This is a genomic window from Puia sp. P3 (genome assembly GCF_050632245.1).
Classification (GTDB): domain Bacteria; phylum Bacteroidota; class Bacteroidia; order Chitinophagales; family Chitinophagaceae; genus Puia.
Genome location: NZ_CP192583.1, coordinates 1,621,781 through 1,636,139, shown reverse-complemented (window position 1 = coordinate 1,636,139; position 14,359 = coordinate 1,621,781). Strand labels below are relative to the sequence as shown.

The 14,359-nt window shown below is 54.2% G+C and carries 11 protein-coding genes and 2 pseudogenes; 7 read left to right on the top strand and 6 right to left on the bottom strand.

Annotation, left to right across the window (positions count from 1 at the left end):
* The first annotated feature begins 95 nt into the window (after positions 1–95).
* From mutS to ACQ86N_RS09760, 4 genes are all read left to right on the top strand, one after another.
* Positions 96–2,507: a DNA mismatch repair protein MutS gene (gene mutS / locus ACQ86N_RS09775; protein WP_431217340.1), complete on the top strand. Its 2,412-nt coding sequence runs from the start codon at positions 96–98 to the stop codon at positions 2,505–2,507.
* Between the two features lie 88 nt (positions 2,508–2,595).
* On the top strand, positions 2,596–3,282 hold the full coding sequence (locus ACQ86N_RS09770) for a hypothetical protein (protein ID WP_431214994.1): 687 nt from the start codon (positions 2,596–2,598) through the stop codon (positions 3,280–3,282).
* Positions 3,283–3,290: 8 nt separating this feature from the next.
* Positions 3,291–3,587, top strand: coding sequence for a helix-turn-helix domain-containing protein (locus ACQ86N_RS09765; protein ID WP_431214993.1), 297 nt, complete (start codon positions 3,291–3,293; stop codon positions 3,585–3,587).
* Between the two features lie 387 nt (positions 3,588–3,974).
* Positions 3,975–4,760 (top strand): helix-turn-helix transcriptional regulator, encoded by a 786-nt coding sequence (locus ACQ86N_RS09760; protein WP_431214992.1) that lies wholly within the window; start codon positions 3,975–3,977, stop codon positions 4,758–4,760.
* 190 nt (positions 4,761–4,950) lie between these two features.
* Here the strand turns inward: ACQ86N_RS09760 and ACQ86N_RS09755 are convergent, their stop codons facing one another.
* From ACQ86N_RS09755 to ACQ86N_RS09735, 5 genes and pseudogenes are all read right to left on the bottom strand, one after another.
* A complete protein-coding gene (locus ACQ86N_RS09755; RefSeq protein ID WP_431214991.1) occupies positions 4,951–5,358 on the bottom strand; it encodes an FGGY-family carbohydrate kinase in 408 nt (135 codons plus the stop codon).
* Positions 5,343–6,415: pseudogene (locus ACQ86N_RS09750) on the bottom strand (FGGY family carbohydrate kinase). Before ACQ86N_RS09750 ends, ACQ86N_RS09755 begins: the two are co-directional and overlap by 16 nt.
* 9 nt (positions 6,416–6,424) lie before the next feature.
* Positions 6,425–7,485, bottom strand: a pseudogene (locus ACQ86N_RS09745) (cysteine desulfurase family protein).
* 69 nt (positions 7,486–7,554) lie between these two features.
* Positions 7,555–8,937, bottom strand: a complete 1,383-nt coding sequence (gene glmM, locus ACQ86N_RS09740; RefSeq protein WP_431214990.1) for a phosphoglucosamine mutase — start codon at positions 8,935–8,937, stop codon at positions 7,555–7,557.
* A 49-nt stretch (positions 8,938–8,986) separates the two neighbouring features.
* On the bottom strand, positions 8,987–10,975 hold the full coding sequence (locus ACQ86N_RS09735) for an LTA synthase family protein (protein WP_431214989.1): 1,989 nt from the start codon (positions 10,973–10,975) through the stop codon (positions 8,987–8,989).
* Positions 10,976–11,303: 328 nt separating this feature from the next.
* Here ACQ86N_RS09735 and ACQ86N_RS09730 point away from each other — a divergent pair, with 328 nt between their 5' ends.
* Together ACQ86N_RS09730 and ACQ86N_RS09725 are read left to right on the top strand one after the other, a co-directional pair.
* Positions 11,304–11,678: a phosphatase PAP2 family protein gene (locus tag ACQ86N_RS09730; protein ID WP_431214988.1), complete on the top strand. Its 375-nt coding sequence runs from the start codon at positions 11,304–11,306 to the stop codon at positions 11,676–11,678.
* Positions 11,679–11,735: 57 nt separating this feature from the next.
* On the top strand, positions 11,736–13,058 hold the full coding sequence (locus ACQ86N_RS09725; RefSeq protein WP_431214987.1) for a hemolysin family protein: 1,323 nt from the start codon (positions 11,736–11,738) through the stop codon (positions 13,056–13,058).
* Positions 13,059–13,065: 7 nt separating this feature from the next.
* Here the strand turns inward: ACQ86N_RS09725 and ACQ86N_RS09720 are convergent, their stop codons facing one another.
* Positions 13,066–13,566: a DUF6702 family protein gene (locus ACQ86N_RS09720; protein WP_431214986.1), complete on the bottom strand. Its 501-nt coding sequence runs from the start codon at positions 13,564–13,566 to the stop codon at positions 13,066–13,068.
* 198 nt (positions 13,567–13,764) lie between these two features.
* Between ACQ86N_RS09720 and ACQ86N_RS09715 the strand changes: the two genes are divergently transcribed.
* Positions 13,765–14,346 (top strand): HupE/UreJ family protein, encoded by a 582-nt coding sequence (locus ACQ86N_RS09715; protein ID WP_431214985.1) that lies wholly within the window; start codon positions 13,765–13,767, stop codon positions 14,344–14,346.
* The last annotated feature ends 13 nt before the right edge of the window (positions 14,347–14,359 follow it).

The following is a 14,359-nucleotide window of genomic DNA, read 5'->3' as shown; positions in this document are numbered from 1 at the left end:
AGTCACCGAAATGGTCACCCCCGGCGTCGCCACCAACGACAAACTTCTCGAAGGAAGCAGCAACAACTTCCTCGCCGCCATCCACTCCCCGAAAGCTGGCCCGATACCCAGGCCACCGGAAACCCGGCTACCGCCGGCGGCGCCACCCGGGCAACCCGCAAAACGGCGTCCTCCCGGCCAAAACCCCCAAAAGGGGCTCCGGGCCAACCACAACCATCGGTCTCTCTTTCCTCGATATCTCCACCGGGGAATTCTTCCTCGCCGAAGGCAACACCGAGTACGCCGACCGCCTCCTCCAAACCCTGCGCCCCGCCGAAGTCATCTTCCAGCGCAGCTTCCAGAAACACTTCAAGGAGGTCTTCGGCAACAAGTTCTATACCTACACGCTCGAAAGCTGGCTCTTCGACGAGGCATTCGCCCGGGAAAACCTGCTCAAACACTTCCAGACCCACTCCCTCAAAGGCTTTGGCGTGGAAGAAATGTCATCCGGTATCATCGCGGCCGGGGCCATCCTCCACTACCTCAAGGACACCGAACATCCCAACCTCCAGCATATCTCCACCATCCAGCGCATCGAAAGGGAGGACTACCTCTGGATGGACAAGTTCACGATCCGCAACCTCGAACTGCTCGGTCCGTCCGGATCGGCCGAAGGACAAAGCCTCCTCAAAGTCCTCGACAACACCGTCTCACCCATGGGAGCCCGCCTCCTGAGACGCTGGCTGCTCATGCCGCTGAAAGAAGCCGAACGCATCCGCGAGCGCCTCGACGCCGTCGAATACTTTATAAAAGACCCGGCCAGGCGCACAGCCCTCACACAGCATATCCAGCAGTGCGGAGACGTCGAAAGACTCGTCGGCAAGATCCCCATCCGCAAGATCAGCCCCCGCGAACTCCAGCAACTCGCACGGAGCCTCGACTATACCGCACAAATAAAGGCTGAAACCTTCCCGAATGGCTGGCTCTCCGACCTGACGCAAAAACTCGATCCCTGCCAAAGCGCGCAGCAAAAGATCCCGGCAACAATCGGAGACAACCCGCCCGCCGCCGTCGCCAAAGGCGGTACCATACGGTCAGGCGTCAACGAAGAACTGGACAGACTGAGAAAAATTGCCAGCGGCGGAAAAGAATACCTGGTCGAACTGCAGCAAAAAGAAGCGGAACGTTCCGGCATCTCCAGCCTCAAGATCGGCTTCAACAACGTCTTCGGCTACTACCTCGAAGTCACCAACTCCCACAAGAACAAGGTCCCGGCCGAATGGATGCGCAAGCAAACTCTCGCCAACGCCGAACGCTATATCACCCCCGAGCTGAAAGAATACGAAGAGCAGATCACCGGCGCGGAAGACAAGATAATGGCCCTCGAACTAAGCCTCTACGAAGAACTGCTGTCCTTCCTCCAGAGCTCGATAGCTCCCATCCAGACCAACGGCCATGTCCTCGCGACACTCGACTGCCTCCTCTGCTTCGCGAACAACGCCCTTACCGGCAACTACAAGAAACCACAGCTGCACGAAGACCGCGAACTCGAACTCAAAGGCAGCCGCCACCCCGTCATCGAAAAACAGCTGCCCCCCGGCGAATCCTATATTCCCAACGACCTGCACCTCGACGCCACCAACCAGCAGATCATCATCCTTACCGGCCCGAATATGAGCGGTAAAAGCGCCCTGCTGCGCCAAACCGCCCTAATCACCCTGATGGCCCATATGGGCAGCTTCGTCCCCTGCGACTCCGCCCGGATCCCGCTGACAGACAAGATCTTTACCCGCGTCGGAGCATCCGACAACCTCAGCGGCGGAGAATCGACATTCATGGTCGAAATGAACGAGACCGCCAGCATCATCAACAATATCACCCCCGCCAGCCTTATCCTGCTGGACGAGATCGGCAGGGGAACCTCCACCTACGACGGCATCTCCATCGCCTGGAGTATCGCCGAATATCTGCACAACTCCCCCCATACACCCAAAACGCTCTTCGCCACACACTACCACGAACTCAACGAGCTGGAAAATAAGCTGCCCCGGATCCGCAACTACCATATCACCAACAAAGAGGTAGGAAACAAAGTGATCTTCCTCCGCAAACTCGCACCCGGCGGCAGTATCCACAGCTTTGGCATTCACGTCGCGAAAATGGCCGGCATGCCCCCTCCCTGCTGCAACGGGCAGAAGAGATCCTCCACCAGCTGGAAGACAAACACGTCGATTCTCCCATCGAAAACTCACTCAAAAAATGGAAGCGCCCAAAATGCAGCTGTCCATTTTCGACGCCCACACCGAGACCTTCCAGCATATCCGGCTCCTGCTCGAGAACATCGATATCAACCGCCTTACTCCCGTGGAAGCGCTCCTCAAACTCCAGGAGATCAAGAGCTCGCTCAAATAACCCGCCAGCCCAAACACCAATCCCCGCGAGCCCTGACACCAATCCGGACGTCTGGTCCATCAGGACCGAAAGACACTTTATCCGTACTAGATTCCTTTATGTCCAAAAAGGACTGACCCAATCGGTTCGTTCGCTATTTTACGTATGCAAAGCAGCCCGTGCTGCCGGCCCAAAACTCCCCCATCGCTGCTTAATAGTTGTCCTATGATCAGATATTCCTATCAGCTCAGTGATTTCAGACAGTGGCTCAGAGGATTTAGCAGGCTGCTGCACGTGCCGGCAGCCCCCGGCTACCTGACCATTCCCCGAGACCTCGGAGACGGGTCCATCCGGACAGCCCACCTGCCGGAAGGCATCTCCTGCGTGGTGATGAACTTCTCTCTGTGCGACGACCTCCAGCTCGTCAGCGAAGCCACCTCCACCCCGGGACTCAGCCTGTTCTTCAATCAGATAAAAGCCAGCGACATCTATATGGTCCGGGAGAACGGACATCCCTGCTCCGACAGAAACCACCGCGGACACCTGCTCCTTTCCTCCACCGCCGGCAGAAAGGAAACGGTCCTGCCCCGGAATTCCCGGCTGAAAGGGGTCCATCTCTATTTCCCACCCTCCTTTCTCCGTCACCGCGTGCGCGAAGACGTCCTCTCCGACCTTTTCCGCCTCGCCGACGGCTCCCGGCCTACGCCGAACCCATCTCCTTCGAATGCAGACAAGTCCTCGAGGATATCTATGCGGCCGAACCATCCAATCCCCTCTACCACCTCCTCCTCCAAAACAGAGCCCTTCTGCTGGCCGAAAAATTTCTTTCCTCCTTCCTCCTCCGGTCCGCCCTCCCCAATATCAACGGCAAAACATGGGCAAAAGGACGCGAAAAAGACCTCGAGGCCCTAAAAGGGATCGTGCGCATTCTCAGTGATAATCAACTAAATAAATTCCCCAGCATCGAAGTCCTCTCCAAGACAGCCATGATGAGCTCCACAAAGCTCAAGAGCCGGTTCAAGCAGATCTACGGCATGAAACTGTACGAGTTCTACAACCGCCACCGCCTCGAACAGGCCAAGGAAATGTTGTCAACGGGGAAATTTTCCGTCAAGCAGGTAGGCGTAAACATCGGCTTTTCCAACCTCAGCAACTTCGCCAAAGCCTTTAAAAAGGAGTTCGGCGTTCTTCCTAAGGAAGTACTTAAGAGTAAGTAAATAGTCCTACTAAAATTTTTGTTAAATAGCCTTTACAGCTATCAAAAGGCTCATTCCAGACAAACTGCTACGGTTATTTCATATACCTTTGCACTTTTGTTTGCTTCGCCGCTACTTCTCCCCCACCTACGAACCGCGACTAAATGCCATTGAGTTAGATATTAAGTAAACATTTCAAAAAAGAGGTGACTATGGTTATGTACTCGTTTCAGTTGGAAAATTTTGAAAAATGGCTGGCCGATTTTGCAACTCTGCTGAACACCCCTGTAAAGGACAATGTGCTCACGATTCCCGCCCAGTTAGGCACGGGAACTATCTTAGCCAGGAATATCAATCCCGGGTTCTCCTATTCAGTGATGAACCTGAAATTGGATAGCGACACTGGAAATGACCCGCCAATCCGGTGAACAAGGCTTTGTTATATCTTTCAACCTCGTAGAAGTACAGAAAGAAATGCTTGTCGGCCACCGGCAACAGCTCGTCTCCGATAAAAGGCCCTTCAGGAACGATATTTTCCTGACCGACGCCCGGGATACCGCCTTTCTGAAGTTCTCCGCAGGCAGCACCGTCAAGAGATTACTTATTTTCTGCTCGCACGAGCTGGCTATGCAATACCTGCCCCAGGACATCTTCGAAAAGCTGGCAACCTTCGCAAGAGAGAACAGCACAGTGGAAAACCCGCTGTTCATCAATCTCTCCCACCGGACGATGCTGAAAGAGCTGTTTGAAATAAAGGAGAATGACCCCGTCAGCCAGATCAGAAGGCTCTCGGCGATCATACACCTGATCGAAAAACTCCTGCACTCGTTCCTCCGTCAGGAGCAGGCCGTTCTGCCGCGTACGGTGAAAAAGAACGACCTGGAAAGCATGCAGCACGTCGAACAGATCCTGAGTAGCCGCCTTGAAGGATTCCCCTCCCTTGAGTCGCTGGCTCACGAAGTTTTTATGAGCACCAGTAAGCTCAAGAATCTGTTCAAGCAGGTGTATGGACACACGCTCTACGACTACTACAACAAAAGCCGTTTGCAGCGCGCCAAGGACCTGCTCATCACAGGACAGTGCAGCATCAAGCAGGCCGGCAGCGAGATCGGATTCTCGAATCTCAGCCACTTCGCCAAAGCCTTCAAAAAGGAATTCGGTATTTTACCCAGAGACCTGGTAAAGGGTCGCTAGGGCATTTATTGATTATTCTTGAAGAGGCACATTCCTGGCGTATAGAGGTAGTATGTCCTGGATATATATAATAACTTTGCATACCTGTTATCGCAAGCCCGTTTTTGGTCCAAGATCCTCTATCAATTAACATTCATTCATTCAGGAAAAGGGAAGAATTAAGGCTCACTACAAGTGAGCCTTAAAATTTTTACATCATATCCTTCAACCTTCCGTACAACTCTCCGAAGATCTCAACATTCTTCATATACACCGCATGCCGTGCGGCATCCGGCTCATACACCTCCACTACCTTCACCATCTTTGCCGTATCCTCCAGGGCCTCCACGATCCCCAGCGCATAGAACCCCATCATCGCGGCGCCCGTAGCCGAGGCATCCGCCGTACCGGTAACGTATACCCTTTTCATGAACACATCCGCCACCAGCTGCAGCCACATCTTGCTCCGGGTAAATCCCCCGCTGGCATAGATACGCTCGATCCTACCCAGCGTCTCCTCTAAAGAAGCCCCTATCTGATACAGCGAATAACAAACCCCTTCCAGAATTGCGCGTATAAAATGCCGCTGCCCGTGCACCGACCTTACCCCAAAGAACACGCCCTTTGCATCCGCATCCCAGACAGGAGCCCGCTCCCCCGCAGATAAGGCAGAAACACCAGCCCCTCGCAACCCGCAGGCACCGTACCTGCATCCTTCTCCAGATTATCGATATCGCCCTCTTTCTTCAGCACGCTCTTATTATACCACTGCAGTACATTTCCCCCGTTATTGGTCGCTCCCCCGCACACATAGTGACGGTCGGTCAGAATATAACTGAATATCCGTTGACGGACATCATACTCCGGCGCCGGCACGGTCATACGCACCGCCCCGCTCGTGCCAATGGTCAGCGCGGTCTCCCCCGGCTTTATCGCACTGCTGCCCAAATTGGCCAGACAGCCGTCGCTGCCACCGATTAAAAAGGGAGCCCGGCCGGCAAACCCAGCGAACGATACTCCGGCAACAGCCCGGTAGCGCTGTACGTACAGGCCACCAGCTCCGAAAGCTGCCCGGCGCCGATCCCCGCCAACTTCCAGCGACTCCGGATACCAGTCAAAACTCCGGATATCCAAAAGCCCCGTCGCAGAGGCCAGCGACAGATCGACCTTGTATTCTCCGAAAAGCCTCCACCAGATATACTCCTTGATGGAAATATATCTGGCCGCCCCGTCGAATATCCCAGGCTCCGCCGCCTTCAGCCAGACTAATTTACAAAGGGGGACATCGCGTGTACAGGTACGCCCGTCTGCTGGTAGATCCGCCTGCCGGCAGCGCTCTGCCTCAGGACCTTCGCATATGGTGCGGGCCGGAGATCGGCCCAGGTGATAGCGCGCGTCAGCGGCTTGCCCGACGCATCTACCGCGATCAGGCTATGCATCGCGCAGCTGAAAGAAATGCCCGCGAGGCCCGGCACTCCGCCCGTCCGGACGCGAACCGCCGCCAAAGCCTTCAGCACCGCCTCCAGCAGCTGCTCCGGATCCAGCTCGTGCTGGCCTTCTTCCTCTGAGAATACAGGATAGGACGCGCTGGCGCTGCCCAGCACTTCTCCTTCGTCCGTTAGTGCAACGGCCTTGGTGTTGGTGGTACCAATGTCAATTCCAATAATGTAGCGCATCGGATGAGCTTATATCAACTCCTTGAGTTTGGCCACCACCGTATCGACCTGTTCCCGGGTATTGTTCTTGCTGAACGAAAAGCGTACCGTCACCTGGTTGGGGTTATTATTGATGGCCCGAATTACATGCGATCCTTGTTCGACACCGCTGGTACAGGCGCTCCCGCCGGACGAACAGATCCCGTGGATGTCCAGGTTGAAAAGTAACATCTCGGATCGTTCGGTCTTGGGAAAAGATACGCTCAGGACGGTGTAAAGACTGCGGCCCAACGGATCGCCGTTAAAGAAGATACCCTTCATTTGCTTCTCCAGCTGCTCCATCATATAAACCTTTATCTCTCTGATATGGGCGCTGTCCGCAGCATGATTCGCCGTCGCCAGTTCCAGCGCCCTGGCAAAACCGACGACGCCATAAACGTTCTCCGTACCCGCCCGCATATTCCTCTCCTGCGAACCACCCTGTATGAATGGATTGATCCGCACATTCTCGTTGATGTACAGAATTCCAACACCCTTCGGACCATGAAATTTATGACTGGAGCCCGTGATAAAATGTACCGGCGTATTGCGCAGATCGAAAGGGAAATGCCCAACCGTCTGCACCGTATCCGAATGAAATACTGCCCCATAACGCTTACAAATCTCCCCAACCGCATGAATATCGAGCATATTCCCGACCTCATTATTGGCGTGCATCAGCGTAACGAGGGTCTTTTCTTTACTCGCGGCCAGCTTCCGCTCAAGGTCCTCCGGATCGATATGCCCGTCGGGCAACAGCTCTACCCAGCTGAGCGCCACTTCCCCCGCTTGTGCAGATGCTCTATCGTATGCAGCGTGGCGTGGTGTTCCAGCGGAGAAGAAATGATATGCGTGCAGCCCAGATCCCTCACCGCCGCGGTAATAGCGGTATTCGAACTTTCCGTCCCTCCCGAAGTAAAAAAGATCTCAGCCGGATGGGCGCCGAGGATTTTCGCAACCGACTTACGGGCATTCTCTATAGCCAGCCGCGTCTCCCTGCCATACGAATAGATGGAGGAAGGATTACCGAATTTATCGGTAAGATAGGGCATCATGGCTTCCAGCACCTGGGGATCCAGAGGGGTAGTCGCCGCATTATCGAAATAAATTCTCTCCATAGCCTATGGCGCGATAAATTCCTTGATGTCCTGCATAAGACGGAGCGCTATATTATTGGCCGTCGTCTCGAAATTGCTCTCCGCATAAATACGGATGATCGGTTCCGTATTGGACGTACGCAGATGCACCCAGTCACTGTCGAATTCTATCTTCAGACCATCGTCTGTATTGATCGGATGGTTCTTATACTTCGTTTTGATCTTTTCGAATATCGCAGGCACATTGATACCCGCAGCCAGCTCGATCTTGTTCTTGGAGATAAAATAGTCGGGATACTGGCTGCGGAAGGACTTGATACCATTCTTATGGTGCGACAGCGCACTGAGGAAAAGACCGATGCCTACGAGCGCGTCACGGCCATAGTGCAGGTCGGGAACGATAATGCCCCCGTTGCCTTCCCCTCCGATGACCGCATTCACCCGCTTCATCGTCCTGACCACATTGACCTCTCCGACCGCGGAAGGATAGTACTCCCCGCCCCGCCGGATCGTAACCTCTTTCAAGGCCTTGGTGCTGCTCATATTGCTGACCGTATTCCCCGGCCGCTTGCTCAGTACATAGTCCGCTACAGCCACCAGCGTATACTCTTCGCCAAACATGCCCCCGTCCTCGCAGACGAAACAAAGGCGGTCCACATCCGGGTCTACGGCGATACCCAGGTCGGCCTTCGCCTGCTGAACCTTTAAGCTCAGACCTGTCAGGTTCTCGGGCAGCGGCTCCGGATTGTGTGCGAACCGGCCATTGACCTCTTCATTCAGCAGGATCACCTCTTCCACTCCCAGCGCCTTCAGCAACGGCGGAATAAAGAGCGCTCCCGTCGAGTTGATCACGTCGACCACGATCCTGTATTTTCTTTCACGGATGGCGGGAACGTCGACCAGTGGATAGTTCACGACCGAATCGATACTTTTTTGCAGCCAGTCGTTGCTCATCCTATATTCACCCAGCTTGTCCACCTGGGCAAAAATGAAATCTTCTTTCTGTACCTTTTCGAGGATAACAGCCCCCTCTTCGGCGCTGATGAACTCTCCTTCGCTGTTCAGCAGCTTCAGCGCATTCCATTCCTTGGGATTGTGACTGGCCGTAAGGATGATGCCGCCAGCCGCCTTTTCCCCCGGTACAGCCAGCTCCACCGTAGGAGTCGTGGACATTCCCAGATCGATGACGTCCAGACCCAGCCCCCTCAGCGTCGACACGACCAACGCACTCACCATCTCACCGCTGATACGGCCGTCCCGTCCAACCACCACCTTCTTTCCATTCTTTTGCAGGATCATACTGCCGTAAGCCGCAGCGAACTTAACTATATCCACCGGAGTCAGATTATCTCCGGGCTTACCGCCGATCGTTCCCCTGATACCGGAAATGCTTTTGATCAATGCCACAGATAGTTGTTTTAATGTCTGCAAAAATAAGCTTTTAGGCGCAACCCGGCTAAAGCCCACCTTTCCCCGCAGCCAATTTTCGATCTTTTTTCTTATTCTTCAGTAACATATACCTCGACAGCTCATACATCCCCTGCGACAACCGTTTCATCTCCTGTCCCACCTGGCCCTTCAGTACATCCGAAGATACCGGCACGTTATTATCCGTAGACACCATCTCCTCCTTCCCCGTCCTCAGCCCGCGACGGTAAAAATATCCCCCCTTCACGACACCGATATTGGCCGCATCCGGGTCATAGATAAAAGCCAGTTCTTTCCCCCGGTTTGTCGCCGTATCCAGCAGATCGCGGCCAAGCGTCGTGTTGTCGTAAGGGATATGACAAAGTCCCGCCAGCGTAGGCAGAACGTCCAGCTGCGAACAGTCCCCTCCGAGACGCCGGGGCTGCAGCAGTCCTGGCGCATAGATGAGCAGCGGCACATGCTCGGACGTCAGACGCTGGTCGGTCCAGGCCCTTGGGAACATATCTCCCGCATCTCCGTCAATGCCATGGTCTCCGACAAAAAGAAAAACGGTATTGTCGAAATATTTTTCCTTCGACGCCGCCTCTACAAAGGTCTGATAGCCAAAATCTGTATATCGGAAGGCATTCATCTCCTCGTTGCTCTCGAACCCATACTTGCGTAACGAGTCCTGCGGCATCGTTCGTAGCTGGAAAGCGGCGCGATCTTCCTGCGGGATCGTATAGGGGCGGTGGTTATCCGCCGTCTGGATGATAGCAAAAAAGGGCTGATGCTGCTGTTTCAATACCTTATTCGCCTCGAGGAACAGGTTCTTGTCGCTGATGCCCCAGACGTCGACCTTCGGCGCCGAAAAGTTCTCCTGCTCGTACACATGCAGCCCCCTGATATTATTGGTCAGCAAGCCGCGAATATTGGCCCAGCTGGTACTTCCGCCAAGAAAATAGAACTTGTCATAGCCGGTGAAATCGTTGATGATCGTATGTTCGTCGACAGCAGCGGGATTCCGGCTGGACGTGGTCGTTGCAGCCGCAACATCGGGGATACCCGTGACCGTGGCCCAGACACCCCGGGCCGTTCCATAGCTCGGGGTAAAACAGTGGTCGAAAAAGATTCCCTGCCGGCATAGTCCGCTGAAAAATGGGGTAGTATTCAAGGGGTTTCCCCACATACTGCTTTTATAGGCGCTGAAAGATTCGCAGATGACGACCACCACATTGGGACGGGACATTAGCGTCCCCGGACGAGGCGCAACGACCCTTTCACAAAGCCCGTCGGGCAGACCGGAACTACCAGAAAGGCGCTTGCCGATGGCGCTGTCCCAACCGAAATACTGCGCCAGTTCCGGCACCGCCTCCTTTACTTTTGCTTCGTCGTATGAGCTATGCCGGAATTTCAGGCTGCTGAAGAAAGACTGGAAAGGATTCAGTGCAATTGCGGCCTCGTAGTCGCTGCCCAGCGTAAACGCATCGCTCCACCGCAACGGATACTGGCCGATCCGGCCGAATATCGCCAGCGCAAGCAGCAGGAAAGACACCAGATACCAGGCAACAACGGCCTTTCGGGATAGCCCGACCGCCGGCCCGCGATGAATGCGCCCGTAAAGAGCCCTGAAACCCCTGCGAAAAAGCCAGGTGCCAAAGATTAGTAATAATACGATCCGGATCACGGGATAGGTCTGCCAGACCATATTCACCGATATGCCGGCATCCGTCAGATAATTCAAAACGCTCGCGTTCAACCGCTGCGATAAATAGCTGTAGTGGGCAAAATCCACCGAATACAGGAATAATACGAGAAATGCCGCGATACCGGTCAGTCCCATGGCTAGCCGCCTGCCCCACCCGCTGCGAAAAGGGTCCGATACACGGATCATCCCCAGCAGCAACAAAAGAATGTCCAAAATACCCACATAACGCAGATCATACCTAATACCCAGCACAAAGGACGGAATGATGGCCCCGAAACTATGCCCCTGCCTGCTGAACGACAAAAACAAAGCAAGGCGTAATAAGCTCATGATCAACAAAAAAATAATCCCCGTTGAAAAAACCAAACGCACCGTTTTTGGTATATTTGGTAAATTTGTTGCCGATCTGTTTGACATGCCCATAAATTGATAAAACGGGCGTAAAAGTAGGTCAATTATTAATGAAACCATGATTTTACTCGACTCCGGGGCGCAACCGGGCCTTTTACACGGTATCTTACAGGGTGACTATTGGCTCTTTTCCCGGATCAATCAGGCCTGGACGTCCCCCTTTCTGGACGGGCTTTTCCTCTTTATGAGGGAGTCTGAATTGTGGGTTCCCTTCTACCTTTTTTGCTCGTATTTATTACGATCAATTTTGGCAGAAAAAGGCTGGTGGTGGTCCGCCTATCTGATCATGACCGCCATCATCGGCGACCTGATCAGCAGCAAACTCATAAAGGATACCCTCGTCGTGCGCACCCGTCCCTGCGGCGACCCGCTGCTGGCGGATTCGGTGAGATTTATTGCGGCCTATTGTCCGTCGAGCTCGAGCTTTACCTCATCCCACGCCTGTAACCATTTTGCCCTTGCATTCTTTATATACCGTACCCTGCGACATACCAGCCGCTGGTGGTCGCTCGTATTCGTCTGGGCCTTCCTGATTTCCTACGCACAGGTCTATGTAGGGGTGCACTTCCCCTGGACGTCGCCTGCGGAGGCATCATCGGTTCGATCATCGGCTGGCAGCTGAGCCGCCTGTTCCGTTTCCAGTTCGGTACACTACATATACAACCCCATATACCACACCATGCTTGATGTGATAATTTTACTGTTTCTGATCTTTCTTAATGGGTTGTTCGTCATGGCCGAGATCGCCCTCGTGTCGGCACGCAAAAGCCGTCTCGAGAACTTATCGGAAAATGGTGATGAAAAGGCCCGTCAAGCCCTCCGGCTGGCAGAGAGTCCCGAACTATTCCTTTCCACCGCCCAGATAGGCATTACCCTGATCGCTATCCTCACCGGTTTCTATTCCGGCGAAAAATTTAGCGCAGAGCTCCAGCCCTACCTCGAAAAAATACCTTTTCTGCGCCTCTACGCCGCCAATCTTTCCACGGCCCTGATCCTGGTGGCGGTGACCCTTCTATCCATCATCTTCGGCGAGCTCATCCCGAAGCGCATCGGCTTGGTAAGAGCCGAACAGATAGCCCGTCTCGTCGCCAATCCCGTTCGGATCCTGTCCCTGGTCACCTACCCCATCGTCTGGCTGCTCAACAAGACCAGCAACCTCTTCTTCAGAATCTTCAGCATCAACCCCTCCGCCGATAGCGCCGTCACGGAAGACGAGATCAAAGCCATCATCAACGAAGGCACCGAACAGGGCGCCATCGAAGAGGCCGAACAGGAGATCATCGAACGCGTCTTCCACCTCGGCGACCGGAATATTACTTCGCTGATGACCCACCGCAGCGACATCATCTGGTTCGACCTCGACGACAACGAAGAAACGATAAAAGAAAAGATAATCAGGGAACCCCACTCGGTCTACCCCATCTGCGACGGCGAGATCGACAATATCAAGGGCGTCGTTTCGATAAAGACCCTCTACGTCACGGACGATAACGTCCCCTTCAAAGACATCATGTCCACGCCGCTGTTTGTTCCCGAGAACAATACAGCCTATATGGTGCTGGAAAAATTCAAACAGTCCAAGATCCACTGCTGCTTCATCGTCGACGAATACGGCAGCCTCCTGGGCCTCATCACCCTCAACGATATTCTCGAAGCGATCATCGGTGAGATTGCCGAGCAGGACATCTCGGACTACGAGATCAAACCCCGCGAAGACGGCAGCTGGCTCGTAGACGCCCAGATCCCCTTCTACGACTTCCTCGCACACTTTCACAAGACCGAATGGCGCGACGAAGGGGACCACGAATTCGATACCCTGGCGGGATTCCTCCTCAACCACCTGGAACATATTCCCAACAGCGGCGAGAAGCTGGAATGGAGAGGCTTTAACTTCGAGATCATCGACATGGACGCCCAGCGTATCGACAAGGTGCTGGTCATCCCGCCCGAAGAGGTGAAGAAAGAACTCAAGGACGAAGAAGAGGAGAACAGGGAAGACTGATCCCGTGCTAGAACTGAAACGACGCATTCGCCTCCGGACAATCCAGCCGCGTACTCTTCCGTTCACCGCCGACGGTCACGTGCATGATATTGATCTGCTGGCTAAAGCTCTCGTACAGCAGATCATTGACCGCGTCTATCCGTTTGACCGCCGGAACGTCGTTCACCTGAAAATAGCACCAGGTGCCGTCAGCTTCCTTTTCGCTCCCGACATAGTGAAGTCCTACGGGCTTCCCGTCCACCTTTAGCCTCAGGTGCTTTTCGATATATTCGTCGATCAGCCTGTCGTTCGCCGCCTTGTCCTTTTCACTGGACAGGTCCACCTTGGCCTTCGCCAGCTTTTCCAGCACTGTCTCGAGGTCGTTCGTAAATACCTTACAGCTTATCTCGAGGATCTTGTCCTTCGGGTTGTGTTTGATCTCCGTCACGGTGATATACAGGGGGTGCGCAGCCGGGGCGGCGGATGCCAGGATCAAAGCCAAACCCACCGCGGCAAACCAGGCGGCCAACGGCCCCTTTCCTGCGGCCAACGGACCCTTGGTCCGTTTAAATATGTGCGGAAAAGCCGCTGTCCAAAAAATAGCGTCTTTTCCGCAAAACGCTAATGTCTGGCCTTCGGCCAACGGACCCTTGGTCCGTTTAAATAGGGATGCAGCCATTTAAAAGATAAATTTTTGTAGTACAAAAGTCTGAATAATTTTGAACTTATGCTCGATTTTAAGCTCTACTTCGGTATCGGCATCGGTCATATCCTCACATGGGAAGCCATGGATCACATCCTCTTCGTGGCTGCTCTCTGCCTGCGCTACCTCGTGAAAGACTGGCGGAAGGTGGTGATTCTGGTCACCGCCTTTACGATCGGGCACTCCGTCACCCTCGCACTCAGCGCCCTTGGCCTCGTACATTTTGCCACCCGCTGGATCGAGTTCCTGATTCCCCTGACAATCGTCGCAACGGCCATCAACAACCTTCTGCAGCGGACGGGGCAGGTCGAACACCCCTCCAGACTGCCGGTCATCTATTTCTTTGCGCTTTTCTTCGGCCTGATCCACGGGCTTGCATTCGCGAACAGCCTGCTCAGCCTGGTGGGAGGAGACAATCTGGTAGTCCCGCTGCTCGCTTTCAATCTGGGTATTGAAGCCGCTCAGCTGCTCGTCGTAGCCATTATCCTGGTGATTTCTTTTATCTTCGTCCATCTGATGAAAGTCCGGAGGGTCTGGTGGATCAGGGGCGTCTCGGCGCTCGTGCTGCTGGCCTCCCTCAAAATGGCATTCGATCGCTGGCCTTAATAGATCTCTGGTA